This is a genomic window from Rhodococcus sp. MEB032 (assembly GCF_030208925.1).
GTDB classification, from domain to species: Bacteria; Actinomycetota; Actinomycetes; order Mycobacteriales; family Mycobacteriaceae; genus Rhodococcus_F; species Rhodococcus_F qingshengii.
In genome coordinates, this window is record NZ_JARVSY010000034.1 from 106,522 (window position 1) to 120,225 (window position 13,704).

Below are 13,704 nucleotides of genomic sequence, written 5' to 3' on the forward strand. Positions count from 1 at the left end.
CCGGATTGCACCACCTTCGCCCGACGTCCGCGCGCACCGTTTTCTTTCATCTGGGAACATGGACGAATGCGCATCGCGGAACACGTCGTCGACCTCATCGGCAACACCCCACTCGTCAAGCTCACGTCCGTCACGGGCGAAAACTTCGGCACGGTGGCAGCCAAGGTCGAATACCTCAACCCTGGCGGTAGCTCCAAGGACCGCATCGCCGTCAAGATGATCGACGCAGCCGAGGCTTCGGGTGAACTGAAGCCGGGCGGCACCATCGTCGAGCCGACTTCGGGCAACACCGGAATCGGCTTGGCGCTCGTGGCGCAAAAGCGTGGATACAAGTGCGTTTTCGTCTGCCCAGACAAGGTCAGCGAAGACAAGCGCAACGTCCTGCGCGCCTACGGCGCCGAGGTGGTCGTGTGCCCCACGGCCGTCGCGCCGGACAACCCGAACAGCTACTACAGCGTCTCCGACCGCCTCACCCGTGAGATCCCCGGCGCCTGGAAGCCCAACCAGTACTCCAACCCGGGCGGACCGGAGAGCCACTACGAGACCACCGGCCCCGAGATCTGGGCCGACACCGACGGCAAGATCACGCACTTCGTCGCGGGCGTCGGCACCGGCGGCACCATCACCGGCACCGGCCGCTACCTCAAGGAAGTTTCGGGCGGCAAGGTCAAGGTCATCGGCGCAGACCCCGAGGGCTCCGTCTACTCCGGCGGCACCGGTCGTCCGTATCTGGTCGAAGGCGTCGGCGAAGACTTCTGGCCGTCGGCATACGACCCGTCCATCCCGGACGAGATCATCGCCGTCTCGGATGCCGATTCCTTCGAGATGACGCGTCGCCTCGCCCGCGAGGAGGGACTGCTGGTCGGCGGTTCCTGCGGTATGGCCGTCGTCGCTGCCCTCGAAGTAGCCAAGCGTGAGGGTCCTGACGCCCTGATCGTCGTCCTCCTCCCGGACGGTGGCCGCGGCTACCTGTCCAAGATCTTCAACGATCAGTGGATGGCGTCGTACGGATTCCTGCGCACCCCACTCGACGGCAAGACCAACGTCCCCACCGTCGGCGACGTTCTGCGTGGCAAGTCGGGCGAGCTGCCGGACCTCGTTCACACCCACCCGTCGGAGACCCTGCGCGACGCGATCGAGATCCTGCGCGAGTACGGCGTGTCCCAGATGCCCGTCGTGGGTGCGGAACCGCCGGTCATGGCAGGCGAGGTCGCCGGAAGTGTGTCCGAGCGGGATCTGCTGAGCGCGGTCTTCGAAGGCCGTGCGCACCTTGCGGATTCCGTCGAGAAGCACATGAGCAAGCCGTTCCCGCTCATCGGTTCCGGCGAGCCGGTCTCGGCTGCCACGAAGGCGCTCGGGGACACCGACGCACTCATGGTCGTCGACGACGGCAAGCCGGTCGGTGTCATCACGCGCCACGATCTCCTGGGTTTCCTGAGTTCGGATTCCTGAGTTCGGATTCCTGCGCCGGCACCGGCGCCATTAGGCTGGGGACCATGAGTGAGCAACGCAGCAAGGCCGACAACATCAGCTGGCAGGGTTTCTCCACGAAAGCGGTGCATGCGGGTTACGAACCCGATCCGCTGACCGGTGCGGTCAACGTGCCGATCTACGCGAGTTCCACCTTCGCCCAGGACGGCGTCGGTGGAATGCGCAGTGGCTTCGAGTACGCGCGAACGGGTAACCCCACCCGTCGCCCACTCGAGGCGAACCTCGCAGCGCTCGAATCCGGAACCTACGGCCGAGCGTTCAGTTCGGGAATGGCGGCCACCGACTGCCTGCTCCGTTCGGTACTTCGACCGGGCGATCACCTGGTCATCCCCGACGACGCGTACGGCGGAACCTTCCGCCTCATCGACAAGGTCTTCACGCAGTGGGGGATCGAGTACACCCCGGCTCCGGTGTCCGACGTCGATGCGGTGCGCGCGGCGATGAAGTCCAACACCAAGCTGGTCTGGGTCGAGACGCCCACGAACCCGCTGCTCAATATCGGTGACATCGAGCTCCTTGCCGAGGTCGCCCACGAGGGCAACGCAAAGATCGTGGTGGACAACACCTTCGCCTCGCCGTACCTGCAGCAGCCGCTGCAGCTCGGTGCCGACATCGCGCTGCACTCCACGACCAAGTACATCGGCGGACACTCCGACGTGGTCGGTGGCGCTCTCGTCTGCAACGACGAAGAACTGGACACCGCGTTTGCCTTCCTGCAGAACGGATCCGGCGGCGTTCCCGGCCCGTTCGACGCGTTCCTGACGTTGCGCGGAATCAAGACACTGGCGCTGCGCATGGAGCGTCACAGCGACAACGCGGAGAAGGTCGTCGAATTGCTCGACGGCCACCCCGCGGTTGCCGGCGTCATCTACCCCGGACTGGCTTCGCATCCGTCGCACAAGGTCGCGGCCAAGCAGATGCGACGCTTCGGCGGCATGATCTCCGTCCGCCTCAAGGGCGGCAAGGCGGCAGCTCTCGACCTGTGCTCGCGCACCGAGATCTTCACGCTGGCAGAATCTCTCGGCGGAGTCGAATCCCTCATCGAATTCCCCGGTGCGATGACCCACGCCTCGACGGCCGGTTCCGCTCTCGAGGTTCCCGACGATCTGGTTCGCCTGTCGGTCGGCATCGAAGACGCCTCCGATCTGGTCGGCGACATCGAGCAAGCGCTGTCCTGATCTTCGCTCTACAGTAATTCGACTTCGAATCTGCAGTGCGCCTTCACACCTCACGAGGGTGTGGAGGCGCACTTTCTGGAGGCATGCGTGAATCTCGAACAGATAAAGGCTGCACAGCAACTGCTCGCCCCGGTCATGCGACGCACCCCGGTCGTGGCCTCGCGAGTGTTGTCCGAAACCACCGGCTTCGCCGTGAGCTTGAAATGTGAAAACCTGCAGCGCACCGGCTCTTTCAAACCGCGCGGTGCGTACAACCGCATTGCCAATCTTTCCGCAGAGGAACGGGCAGCGGGCGTGGTGGCGGCCAGTGCCGGTAACCATGCGCAGGGAGTTGCCTGGTCTGCAACAGAATTGGGAATCAAGTCGACCGTCTTCATGCCGACGGGTGCGCCGCTGCCGAAGTTGGTGGCCACCAAGGCATATGGAGCTCAGGTCCACCTGCACGGTTCGACTGTCGACGAAGCGCTCGTGGCCGCTCGCGAATTCGCGGACCGAACCGGAGCAGTTCTGGTCCACCCCTTCGACCACGAGGACGTCGTGGCGGGGCAGGGGACTGTGGGGCTCGAAATCCTCGAGCAACTGCCTGAGGTCGGCACGATCCTCGTCCCCACCGGCGGCGGCGGGTTGATCGCCGGAGTGGCCGCAGCCGTCAAAGCTGTGCGCCCGCAGGTCCGCATCGTCGGAGTGCAAGCCGAGACCGCGGCTGCCTGGCCGGCGTCGTTGGCAGCCGGGAAGCCGACCGCCTTGGCGTCGATGTCCACGATGGCAGACGGTATCGCCGTTGGCTGCCCGGGCGAGGTTCCGTTCGCCGAAGTTGCCGCCCATGTCGACGCCGTGGTGACGGTCAGCGAGGAAGCGCTGTCCAAAGCGCTCCTGCTGTGCCTCGAACGCGCCAAGCTCATCGTCGAACCGGCCGGCGTCGCGGCCGTCGCGGCCTTGATGACCTGTACTCCGGAGGAGCTGGGACTGACAGGGCCGGTGTGCGCCGTGCTTTCCGGCGGCAACATCGATCCGCTACTTCTCACGCACGTCATCTCGCACGGTCTGCGAGCGGCCGGACGGTTCCTCGGCGTTCACATCACCATCGACGATCGGCCGGGCGCACTGGTCTCGTTGCTCGAAGTGGTTCGAGCGAACGGCGCCAGCGTGGTCGATGTCATCCATTCCCGTACCGGTGGCGAACTTGCACTCGACGAAGTGGAAGTCTTCCTCACCGTCGAGACGCGTGGTCCGGACAACAAGGCGGAACTTCTGACGGCCTTCGACCGCGCCGGTTACGCAGTACGACTGCAGAACTGAGGCGAGTTACTCGTCAGGCCAGCCGCCCAGAACCGTCACGCGGTACTCCTGGTCGACCAGCCTGGCGGGTACGTCGAGTTGATGTAGCCAGTCGATGGCCGAACCGCCCATGCCGACCGCAACCCGACTGAATGCGGCGGCCTGGGCGCAGGAGGATGCAATCACCGACACCGTGCGCCACATCGGCGTCGCCGTCGATTCGCGGTGCAGTGGCTTGACGGTGCTGGCCGTGGCGATCCCGCAGTCGGACGGAAGTGCTACCTGGCAGGTCGGGTCGCCGGGCAGGTCTTGCACCTGAATCTGCCAGCCGTCTTCCGGCGCCGGGCCGGCAACCGCGATGTCCCCGCCGAGGCCGACCAGCACGCCACACCCGAGAAGAGTCGCAGTGGACGCGGCACAGTGGTCCGCTGAACTGGCGCGGGCCGTCGCGGACAGATCGAGAACGACGTCGTCCGGGCTGTACACGCGGTTGTTCTCGACGCGAATCTTCCACCAGGAGTGAGGGTCTGCCGACCCGGCCGTCGGCGTGAGTTTGCCGTCGGTCAGTCGTGCGACAGCCAACGCGTCTTCGAGGAAGTGCGCGAACATCGGGGTCACGGCGACGCCGTCGACGTTGCTCGCGGCGCTGACATAGGTACGAATCTCGGAGTCGGCACGATCTCGATTGGTGGCGGCATCGGCAGCGGTGAGGTACCCGCGAACCAGGCTGGCCGCGGAGGGAAGGACTTCAGGGTCGGTGACGACGACCCGGGCCTGAACCCCCCACGTGAGCCACTCGGAGGCCGAGCGCGGAGTACTCACGAACCGTTGGAGACGGCGTCCGGGGTTCCGAATCCGGCGACCACGACGGGCCGCTTCGCTACGGGATTCTTGGTGTGAGAAGCCGACGTGTCCGGCGCGAGTGCCGTGGCAGTGGGAGAAGAAACGAGTGAAAGTCCGCCGCCTGCGAGTGCTCCCGCCACAGCCGTGGCTGCGAGGGCGAGGCGAACGGGTCGATACACCGTAGTGCGTCCCCGGGCGGGTCGTGGCCGATCGTCGCTCATGGACTCAGCTTGCACGCCGAACCTGAGAAAAGCCTTGGCGTCTGTAGTCATTTGCGTAACGCCCGCCGAGATAAATGAGACATTGGTTACAGGAGTCGCGAGACTGAGCCGTGTCGAATGCATGTTCGAAAGAGTAGATGTTCGCACCGACAAGTTTCGGGTACGACCACGTACGTGGATTTTCAGAGGTTTATCGGAGGTTCGGATGGCAGTCGGTGTCCTGGCGATCGCTGTGTCGATCGGCACCGCACTGGGCGTGATGAGTGGAACTCTCGGAGCGCCCGCACAAGTCGAGAAGAACGAGTCTTCGAATGCTGCAGTCTCACTTGCAGCCTGGAACGGACCGGCACGAACTCAGGACACACCTGAGGGAATCGTGCCTTCCGTACCCTCCAACTTTCCGGGAGCGACATTGGCGCCCGTGGGAGCGGTGGCAGTGTTCGCGCCGTGGATCAAAAAGGCCGGTGCTCTGTGCTCGGAGATCACGCCCGCGGTGATCGCCTCGCTGTACTCGGTCGAGAACGGATTCAAGTACGGACCCGATACCGACATCTCACCGGAAGGTGGGCGCGGGCCTGGCCGCTTCACCACCGCAGCGTGGACGGCATACGGCAAGGACGGTGACGGCGACGGAAAGATGGACATCCTGGGCGTTGCCGATCCGGTGATGACAACCGGATACCGGTTGTGCGATCTCGTGAAGCAAGCGCAGTCCTGGCAGAAGTCCGGTGAGGTCGAGGGCGATACCGTCGACCTCGCGCTCGCTGCCTACGACGTCGGGCCGGACGCAGTTCGCGAAGCGGGCGGCGTTCCGGCAGACAAGTCGGGCGAGGTTCCTGCGGAGCAGGCGGTCGCCGCTCCGTTCGTCGCCCAGATCAAATCGTTGCAGGACTCGTTCGCCCTGATGCTTGCGCCCTTCGACTACAACAACCTCGCCGCAGCGGTGGGCGGCGTCGTCGAGGCCGGTCTGAAGTTTCTCGGATTGCCGTACGTGTGGGGTGGCGGAAACATCAACGGGCCGTCGATGGGCGGGTTCGACTGCTCGGGGCTGACGTCGTACGCGATCCACGCGGCCACCGGGGTGACTCTGCCCCGGACCTCGGAGACGCAGTGGGGTGTCGGCGTCGAGATCCCGCTGGATCAGGCGCAGCCCGGTGACCTGTTGTTCGGCAACTGGCAGGCAGGCGGCCCCGGCCACGTGGCGATCTACGTCGGCAACGGTCAGATGCTTCACGCACCCACGTTCGGCGACGTGGTGAAGGTCGGCCCGATCTTCGCCGGCATGAAGGCTCGCCGCGTGGTGTGAGTGGGCAGGAAACGGCGAGCGTCGACAGAGCAAGAAGCGCCACCCGACCGAGTCGGGTGGCGCTTCTTTTCAGAGCTGGTACAGCCGATCAGCTGTGGTAAGGCTCCGCGCTCAGCAGCGTGACCTTCATGGTGCTGCCGTTGGGCAGGTTGTACTCACGCGTGTCGCCGACCTTGGCTTCGAGCAGCGCGCCGCCCAGCGGTGAGTTCGGCGAGTAGACCTCGAGCTTGGCGTCACGTGCGCCTTCTTCGCGGGTAGCGATCAGGAACGTCTCGGTGTCACTCTCGTCGCCGTCGTAGTAGACCTTGACTACGGATCCGGGCAGTGCGACACCGGACTGAGTGGGGGCCTCGCCGACCTTTGCGCTGTTCAGCAGCTCCTGGAGCTGGCGAATGCGGGCTTCCTGCTGACCCTGCTCTTCGCGGGCAGCGTGGTAGCCGCCGTTCTCCTTCAGGTCGCCCTCTTCGCGACGCTCGTTGATCTCGGCGGCGATGACCGGGCGATTGGCGATGAGCTGGTCGAGTTCGTTCTTGAGCCTGTCATGTGATTCCTGGGTAAGCCAGGTCACCTGGGTCTCGGTCATCTCGATCACTCCCTAGTAGTCGGAGCCGGGGGCTCCCTCGACGATCGCTGCAACAGCAGCGAACAACGACACAGAAGCACCACCAGGGATGCAACCTTGCCGTCAAACCTTGCGTCAATGCAGCAATACACGGTTCCACCCGGAACCGTGTATCGGGCAATTCTATCACGCATGACTACCCGCCCTGTCCGGCGTCAAACGTCCGGCAGGGTGGGTGCGTTCCGAGGTCAGCTCTTGGTCAGGTACTCCGGAACGTCGAAGCTGCAGCCGTAGACGTCGGCCATGCCTGGCGGCTGGGACGTCTTGACCTCGGTGTTGAACTCGAGGGTCTGATGTTCCGACGACGGGACGTAGACCTCACGTCGACCGGTTTCGGAGCCGTCCTTCGAGCGTGCGCGCACGATGCACATCGCTTCACGCGACGAGTCGTCGCGTGTGACGGTGAAACGGATCTTCACCGTGGAGTCGTTGGCGATGTCGAACGAGATGGTCTCGGTCTCGATTTCCTTGACCGCAAATTTTCCGTACGCGTAGTACGCGATTCCGCCGCCTACGACGATGACGAGAGCGGTCAGAGCCCACACCATCCACTTGCGGGGACTGCCCGTGCGAGTTGTGCTCGGGTACCGATCTTGGGGAAGCGGTTTGCTCATCACTCTGCTCTCGAAGACTCGAGTTCGCGTGTCGTGCAGCAACTGACTGTGTCCCGCCGGATTACCGAAGGGGTCACGGCTGCGCCAGGAACTCTCGGGTGGAACTATAGAGGACGTATCCCGTCGCGCCGTCGGTAGGTTTGTCGGCAGTCGGTACGTTTGACGGCAACGGCCCGGAGTAATCCGAGCGGTGCACAGCGTGTGATTCGAAGACTGCCGGTGACGGCTACAGGTGAACTGCCGGTGACGGCTACAGGTGAACTGCCGGCAACGGCTACAGGTGAAGTTGAGGTGAACGAACACGTGAGCGGATTCCGGCTCATGGCCGTCCATGCCCATCCCGACGACGAGTCGAGCAAGGGTGCGGCCACCACCGCCCGTTATGCAGCCGAAGGCCACGAAGTGATGGTCCTGACGCTCACCGGGGGTGAGCGTGGCGACATTCTCAACCCGGCCATGGACGTTCCCGGTGTCCGCGATCGAATCAGCGAAGTTCGCCAGGAGGAGATGGCCGAGGCCGCTCGCATCCTGGGCGTGAAGCAGCGCTGGCTCGGTTTCGTCGATTCCGGGCTTCCCGAGGGCGACCCTCTTCCGCCGCTGCCCGAAGGGTGCTTCGCCCTCGTTCCGCTCGAAGAGTCGACGCGCGCTCTGGTCAAGGTGATTCGCGAGTTCCGTCCCCACGTCGTCACGACGTACGACGAGAACGGCGGATACCCGCACCCGGATCACATCCGGTGCCACGAGGTGACGATGGCAGCCTACGAAGCCGCCGCCGATCCCGAGTACTTCCCCGAGGACGGTCAGCCGTGGGAAATCAAGAAGGTCTACTACTCGCACGGATTCATCCGTAAGCGCCTCGAACTCTTCCAGGAGGAGTACGAGCGTCGCGGAGAGCCGTTCCCGATGGCGGACTGGCTCAAGAAGTGGAAGACCGAACGCGGCGACATGATGGTCCGGGTGACCACTCAGGTCACGTGCGGCGACTACTTTCCCCAGCGTGACGATGCTCTGCGCGCACACGCGACGCAGATCGATCCCAACGGTTCGTTCTTCGCTGTGCCGCTCGACATTCAGCAGAAGATCTGGCCCACCGAGGAATTCGAGCTCGCCAAGACGCGGGTCACCACGTCCATTCCGGAAACCGACCTGTTCGCAGGTCTCGAAGAGGACGCTCAGAAGTGAATGCTCTGTCCGCCGAGGTAGTTCTCGGCACCACACAATTTCTTGCTCAGACGCCCAGTAACCCATCCGGCCCGGAGTTCGGAAAGTCGTCTCCGGTCGGCCTGCTGGTGATTCTTGCGCTGCTCATCGGTGTGATCCTCCTGGTTCGGTCGATGAACCGCCAGCTCAAGAAGCTGCCGGAGACGTTCGAACCGGATCATCCCGAACTCGATCAGCAGGCAGACGAAGGCACCGACCGGGGAGCTATCACTGCTCCGAGCCCGGCGGAACCCAACGTCTCTACCGAGAAGAAGCCCAAGCAAGAATCCTGAGACGAACGAGGTAGCGGCGATGGACCCACGGATGCGGAACAACCTGGGTGGGTCCTCGAGCCCTTACCTGCGTCAGCACGCCGACAATCCGGTCCACTGGCAACAGTGGGGCGAAGAAGCGATGGAGTGGGCGCGCGAGCGCAACGTGCCGATTCTCCTCTCGATCGGATACTCGGCGTGCCACTGGTGCCACGTCATGGCGCACGAGTCGTTCGAGAACGACGAGATCGCGGCCGTCATGAACGCGAACTTCGTCTGTGTGAAGGTGGACCGAGAAGAACGTCCCGACATCGACGCCGTCTACATGAATGCGACAGTTGCGATGACCGGCCAGGGCGGCTGGCCCATGACCTGTTTCCTGACTCCCGACGGTTCACCGTTCTACTGCGGCACGTACTACCCGCCGACGCCTCGCGGCGGAATGCCTTCGTTCACACAGCTTCTCGAAGCGATAGTCGACACCTTCACGAATCGGCGCGACGAGGTCGACAACGCGGCGCAGTCGATCGTCACGGAACTTCAGCGCGCGTCGGGCGGGATTCCGTACGGCGGAGCACCCATCGACGCCGAGCTGCTGAACGCGGCGGGCCGGTCGATCCTCGGCGACGAGGACGTCCCGCGCGGGGGATTCGGTGGGGCACCGAAGTTTCCACCGTCGGCACTACTGGAGGGGCTGCTCCGACAGTACGAGCGAACGGGTTCGGGCGAGATCCTCGGCGGCATCGAGCGCACCGCCGAAGCAATGGCACGTGGCGGGATCTACGACCAGTTGGGTGGCGGTTTCTCGCGGTACTCGGTCGATGCCGAGTGGGTGGTTCCGCACTTCGAGAAGATGCTCTACGACAATGCGCTGCTCCTGCGGTTCTACGCGCACTGGGCGCGGCGCACCGGATCGGACCTCGCCACTCGCGTCACCGAGGAGACCGCAAGGTTCCTGCTCTCCGATCTGCTGACCGAGAACGGTTGCTTCGCTTCGGCTCTCGATGCCGACACCGACGGCGTCGAAGGCCTCACGTACGTATGGACGCCGACGCAGCTGGTCGAGATTCTCGGCGCGGAGGACGGGCAGTGGGCGTCGGAGTTGTTCCGGGTCACCGATACCGGAACCTTCGAAGAGGGTGCGTCGGTACTGCAGTTGCTCCGTGACCCCGACGACTGGTCGCGCTGGCAGACGGTCTCCGACGCTCTCCGTGCCGCCCGGGCTCAGCGTCCACAGCCCGGCCGCGACGACAAGGTGGTGACGGCCTGGAACGGGTTGACCGTCACGGCCTTGACGGAAGCCGGACTTGCCCTGGACCGACCCGACTGGATCACCGCGGCGGCCGAGTGCGCAGGCGCTCTTCTCGACCTTCACCTGGTGGACGGTCACTTGCGTCGCGCTTCCCTCGGCGGGGCTGTCGGCGCCCCGACGGGCGTGCTCGAGGATTACGCAATGTTGGCCACCGGCCTCCTGGCTCTATACCAGGCAACGGGATTGGCGCGGTGGCTCGATGCGGCGCAGCAGTTGCTCGACGTCGCTGTCGACCACTTCGCTGATCCGGCCGAGCCGGGAAGCTGGTTCGACACGGCCGATTTCGCGGAGTCGCTCGTGACTCGGCCCCGAGACCCGTTGGACGGCGCGACGCCGTCCGGTGCGTCGAGCGTCGCGGAGGCTCTGTTGACCGCAGCGGCGTTGACCGATGCCGAGCGCTCTTCTCGTTACGCCCAGGCCGCGGCGGACGCGCTGGCGAGGGCCACGCTGCCGCTCGAGCGTGCGCCTCGGTCGGCGGGGCACTGGCTCGCGGTGGCGGAAGCGTCGTTGCGTGGTCCGATACAGGTGGCCGTCGTCGGGGAAGGTTCGCTGTTGGCCGATGCCCGCCGGCTTGCGCCGGGTGGTGCAGTGGTTGTCGGGGGTGCCCCGGATTCTTCACCGCTGCTTGCAGATCGACCCCTCGTCGACGGTGGTGAAGCCGCGTACATCTGTCGGGGATTCGTGTGTGATCGGCCGGTGACGACGGTGGTGGAACTGGCGAGTCAGTTGAACACGACGAGCCATACCGCGATGTAGTGGCAGATCGCTGCGACGACCGTCGCGGCGTGGAAGAACTCGTGATGCCCGAACGTCGTGGGCCACGGGTTTGGCCATTTCGTCGCGTACAGAATTGCGCCGACGCTGTAGAAGATTCCGCCGACGAGCAGCAGCACCATAGGCGCCACACCGACCTGGTGCGTCAGTTCACCGACCACGGGAACGATCGCCCAACCGAGGAGCAGGTAGAGCGGGACTCCCACCCATTTCGGGGCGGTGGGCCAGAGCATCTTGAGTGCGACGCCGGCGAGCGCGCCTGCCCACACGATCGCGAGGATGATCTTGCCGGTGTGAGTCGGGAGGCCGAGCATGGCGAACGGTGTGTAGCTGCCGGCGATGAAGAGAAAGATCATCGAATGGTCCGCACGCTTCATCCACGTACGGCCCTTGACCGTCTGCCACTGGATGCGGTGATACGTCGCACTGATGCCGAAGAGGCCGCAGATCGTGACGCTGTAGATCGCGGTTGCCCAAGCCGCTTTGGCGCCGACCTGAGCGCCGGCTACGGAGACGAGAACGATGCCCGCGACGACGGAGACACCGAGCGCCCACAGATGGATCCAACCGCGCATGCGTGGTTTGACCGGAAGCTCGTCGAGCCCGAATGCCGTCATGTGCAACCCCTCTCGTTCCGTACTGTTGCGAACCGCGTAACCTACGGTACCGTAGGTTACGCATCAGTAGCATAACCTACCTGCGGGTTTTCGACGCGTACAAAAAGCGTGACGGCGCTCGCATGTGGCTGTCACTGCCGGGCGTAGTCTTTGACACCATGGTGATGTCACGGTGAATCTGCGCGGACTGCTGTACAGCATCTACGAGCGACGACTCCTCAGTCATCTCGACGGTCTCGCGCACCCACGGCACGTAGCCGTGATGTGTGACGGAAATCGGCGATGGGCTCGCGAGAACGGCTTCACCGATGTCAGTCACGGGCACCGCATGGGCGCGCTCAAAATTGCCGAATTGCTCGAGTGGTGCGACGCCGCCGGAATCGAGATGGCAACCATCTACCTGCTCTCGACCGAGAACCTGCGCCGCGAGCCGGAAGAGCTCGACACCCTCCTCGAAATCATCACCGACGTCGTCGAAGAGATCTCCGGGCCCGGCAAGAACTGGAGTGTGCAGATCGTCGGTGCTCTCGATCTTCTGCCTCCCGAGCAGTCCAGGCGCTTGCGGGAAGCGGCGGCGGGGACGAGCGGCCGAACCGGGACACATGTCAACGTCGCGATCGGATACGGCGGGCGTCAGGAGATCGCCGACGCCGTCCAATCGCTCCTGCGCGACAAGATCGGTGCGGGCCTGAGCGGAGACGAACTGATCCAGGCCGTCACGGTCGACGGCATCGACGGGCATCTGTACACGTCGGGACAGCCCGATCCCGATCTGGTGATCCGCACCTCCGGTGAGCAGCGGCTCTCCGGATTCCTGTTGTGGCAGAGCGCCTATTCGGAGATCTGGTTCACCGAGGCGTACTGGCCCGAGTTCCGTCGAGTCGACTTTCTTCGAGCCTTGCGCGATTACGCGGCGCGCCACCGCCGGTTCGGCGCCTGAGCCGTCTCAGAGCTTGCGCAGCCGCAGCCGGTTGATCGTGTGATCGGCGTCCTTGCGCAGCACCAGGGTTGCGCGGGGACGGGTGGGGAGAATGTTCTCCACCAGGTTCGGGTGATTGATCGAGTTCCAGATCTCCTTCGCCGCGATAGTCGCGTCACGGTCGGAGAGGCCGGAGTAGTGGTGAAAGTGGGCGTTCGGATCGGCGAACGACGTGTTGCGTAGCGCGAGGAACCGCTGGATGTACCAGGCTTCGATGTCCTCGATGCGGGCGTCGACGTAGATCGAGAAGTCGAACAGATCGGAGACCATCAGACGCGGGCCGGTCTGCAGGACGTTGAGGCCCTCGATGATGAGGATGTCGGGCTGGCGGATCAGGTGGTACTGGCCCGGGATGATGTCGTACGACGTATGCGAATAGACCGGCGCCGCTACCTCTTCCGCCCCGGACTTGACTTCGGTGACGAAGCGCAACAGCTTGCGGCGATCGTAGCTTTCGGGAAAACCCTTGCGGTGCATGATGCCCCGACGCTGGAGTTCCCTGGTCGGATAGAGGAATCCGTCCGTGGTGACGAGGTCGACGCGCGGATGGTGATCCCAGCGGGCCAGGAGAGCTTGCAGCACACGAGCAGTCGTGGATTTTCCGACCGCGACCGAACCGGCGACGCCGATGACGAAGGGCACCTGACGGTCGGGATGCTTCTCGCCGAGGAAGGTCGCGGTGGCCGCGAACAGTCGTTGGCGTGCCGCTACCTGTAGGTGGATCAGACGTGCGAGGGGGAGATAAACCTCGGCAACTTCTTCGAGATCGATCTGCTCGCCGAGACCACGCAGGCCGTACAACTCGTCCTCGGTCAACACCAGTGGCGTCGACTTACGCAGTGTCCGCCACTGCTTGCGGTCGAACTCGACGTAGGGACTCGATTCGTTGGTGCGCGCCATCAGCCCAGCTCACCGGCACGTAGTGAACCCGGGGCCCGGCGGACGAAACAGCTATGCGAGCAAGCCAGGCGCGTGTGCGCACGATCCGAGTGCATAG

The 13,704-nt window shown here is 64.4% G+C and carries 14 protein-coding genes; 8 read left to right on the forward strand and 6 right to left on the reverse strand.

The features are described from left to right. Nucleotides 1-66: 66 nt before the first annotated feature. The 3 genes from QRN54_RS27865 to ilvA all read left to right on the forward strand — a co-directional run bounded on the left by QRN54_RS27865 (nucleotide 67) and on the right by ilvA (nucleotide 3,968). Complete coding sequence (locus QRN54_RS27865) at nucleotides 67-1,452, forward strand: cystathionine beta-synthase (protein WP_003943292.1); 1,386 nt, start codon at nucleotides 67-69, stop codon at nucleotides 1,450-1,452. A gap of 44 nt (nucleotides 1,453-1,496) precedes the next feature. Then, entirely contained in the window at nucleotides 1,497-2,669 is a 1,173-nt protein-coding gene (locus QRN54_RS27870) for a cystathionine gamma-synthase (protein ID WP_003943272.1), read from the forward strand. A gap of 135 nt (nucleotides 2,670-2,804) precedes the next feature. Beyond that, nucleotides 2,805-3,968, forward strand: coding sequence for a threonine ammonia-lyase (gene ilvA, locus QRN54_RS27875; RefSeq protein ID WP_223304414.1), 1,164 nt, complete (start codon nucleotides 2,805-2,807; stop codon nucleotides 3,966-3,968). Nucleotides 3,969-3,974: 6 nt separating this feature from the next. Here ilvA and QRN54_RS27880 read toward each other — a convergent pair whose 3' ends face one another. Beyond that, nucleotides 3,975-4,769, reverse strand: coding sequence for an FAD:protein FMN transferase (locus QRN54_RS27880; RefSeq protein WP_003943281.1), 795 nt, complete (start codon nucleotides 4,767-4,769; stop codon nucleotides 3,975-3,977). Further along, complete coding sequence (locus QRN54_RS27885) at nucleotides 4,766-5,011, reverse strand: hypothetical protein (protein ID WP_285183521.1); 246 nt, start codon at nucleotides 5,009-5,011, stop codon at nucleotides 4,766-4,768. The genes QRN54_RS27880 and QRN54_RS27885 overlap by 4 nt, the downstream gene beginning before the upstream one ends. A 205-nt stretch (nucleotides 5,012-5,216) precedes the next feature. Between QRN54_RS27885 and QRN54_RS27890 the strand changes: the two genes are divergently transcribed. Next, a complete protein-coding gene (locus QRN54_RS27890; RefSeq protein ID WP_003943296.1) occupies nucleotides 5,217-6,317 on the forward strand; it encodes a C40 family peptidase in 1,101 nt (366 codons plus the stop codon). An 88-nt stretch (nucleotides 6,318-6,405) separates the two neighbouring features. Here QRN54_RS27890 and greA read toward each other — a convergent pair whose 3' ends face one another. Then, nucleotides 6,406-6,900 (reverse strand): transcription elongation factor GreA, encoded by a 495-nt coding sequence (gene greA, locus QRN54_RS27895; protein ID WP_007726385.1) that lies wholly within the window; start codon nucleotides 6,898-6,900, stop codon nucleotides 6,406-6,408. 227 nt (nucleotides 6,901-7,127) lie between these two features. After that, nucleotides 7,128-7,553 carry a DUF4307 domain-containing protein gene (locus QRN54_RS27900; RefSeq protein WP_007726384.1) on the reverse strand — a complete coding sequence of 142 codons (426 nt, stop codon included), beginning with the start codon at nucleotides 7,551-7,553 and terminating at the stop codon, nucleotides 7,128-7,130. Between the two features lie 303 nt (nucleotides 7,554-7,856). Between QRN54_RS27900 and mca the strand changes: the two genes are divergently transcribed. From mca to QRN54_RS27915, 3 genes are read left to right on the forward strand one after another with little or no spacing between them, the layout of a single operon-like run. Then, the gene (mca, locus tag QRN54_RS27905; protein ID WP_007726383.1) at nucleotides 7,857-8,735 is read left to right on the forward strand and encodes a mycothiol conjugate amidase Mca; all 879 of its coding nucleotides are present in this window, start codon (nucleotides 7,857-7,859) and stop codon (nucleotides 8,733-8,735) included. Continuing rightward, nucleotides 8,732-9,046, forward strand: a complete 315-nt coding sequence (locus tag QRN54_RS27910; RefSeq protein WP_007726381.1) for a hypothetical protein — start codon at nucleotides 8,732-8,734, stop codon at nucleotides 9,044-9,046. Before mca ends, QRN54_RS27910 begins: the two co-directional genes overlap by 4 nt. Before the next feature lie 19 nt (nucleotides 9,047-9,065). Then, complete coding sequence (locus tag QRN54_RS27915) at nucleotides 9,066-11,093, forward strand: thioredoxin domain-containing protein (protein WP_285183522.1); 2,028 nt, start codon at nucleotides 9,066-9,068, stop codon at nucleotides 11,091-11,093. Here QRN54_RS27915 and trhA read toward each other — a convergent pair. Continuing rightward, nucleotides 11,060-11,728: a PAQR family membrane homeostasis protein TrhA gene (gene trhA, locus QRN54_RS27920; protein WP_003945269.1), complete on the reverse strand. Its 669-nt coding sequence runs from the start codon at nucleotides 11,726-11,728 to the stop codon at nucleotides 11,060-11,062. The genes QRN54_RS27915 and trhA overlap by 34 nt on opposite strands. Before the next feature lie 172 nt (nucleotides 11,729-11,900). Between trhA and QRN54_RS27925 the strand changes: the two genes are divergently transcribed. Beyond that, nucleotides 11,901-12,668: an isoprenyl transferase gene (locus tag QRN54_RS27925; protein WP_003945211.1), complete on the forward strand. Its 768-nt coding sequence runs from the start codon at nucleotides 11,901-11,903 to the stop codon at nucleotides 12,666-12,668. Between the two features lie 6 nt (nucleotides 12,669-12,674). Here QRN54_RS27925 and coaA read toward each other — a convergent pair whose 3' ends face one another. Further along, entirely contained in the window at nucleotides 12,675-13,607 is a 933-nt protein-coding gene (coaA, locus tag QRN54_RS27930; RefSeq protein WP_003945270.1) for a type I pantothenate kinase, read from the reverse strand. Between the last annotated feature and the right edge of the window lie 97 nt (nucleotides 13,608-13,704).

Excerpts from the sequence above, each read along its gene's own strand:
- QRN54_RS27865 (WP_003943292.1), top strand. The coding sequence starts at position 67 with ATGCGCATCGCGGAACACGTCGTCGACCTCATCGGCAACACCCCACTC.
- QRN54_RS27870 (WP_003943272.1), top strand. The coding sequence starts at position 1,497 with ATGAGTGAGCAACGCAGCAAGGCCGACAACATCAGCTGGCAGGGTTTC.
- ilvA (WP_223304414.1), top strand. The coding sequence starts at position 2,805 with ATGCGACGCACCCCGGTCGTGGCCTCGCGAGTGTTGTCCGAAACCACC.
- QRN54_RS27885 (WP_285183521.1), bottom strand. The coding sequence starts at position 5,011 with ATGAGCGACGATCGGCCACGACCCGCCCGGGGACGCACTACGGTGTAT.
- QRN54_RS27890 (WP_003943296.1), top strand. The coding sequence starts at position 5,217 with ATGGCAGTCGGTGTCCTGGCGATCGCTGTGTCGATCGGCACCGCACTG.
- greA (WP_007726385.1), bottom strand. The coding sequence starts at position 6,900 with ATGACCGAGACCCAGGTGACCTGGCTTACCCAGGAATCACATGACAGG.
- QRN54_RS27900 (WP_007726384.1), bottom strand. The coding sequence starts at position 7,553 with ATGAGCAAACCGCTTCCCCAAGATCGGTACCCGAGCACAACTCGCACG.
- QRN54_RS27915 (WP_285183522.1), top strand. The coding sequence starts at position 9,066 with ATGGACCCACGGATGCGGAACAACCTGGGTGGGTCCTCGAGCCCTTAC.
- trhA (WP_003945269.1), bottom strand. The coding sequence starts at position 11,728 with ATGACGGCATTCGGGCTCGACGAGCTTCCGGTCAAACCACGCATGCGC.
- coaA (WP_003945270.1), bottom strand. The coding sequence starts at position 13,607 with ATGGCGCGCACCAACGAATCGAGTCCCTACGTCGAGTTCGACCGCAAG.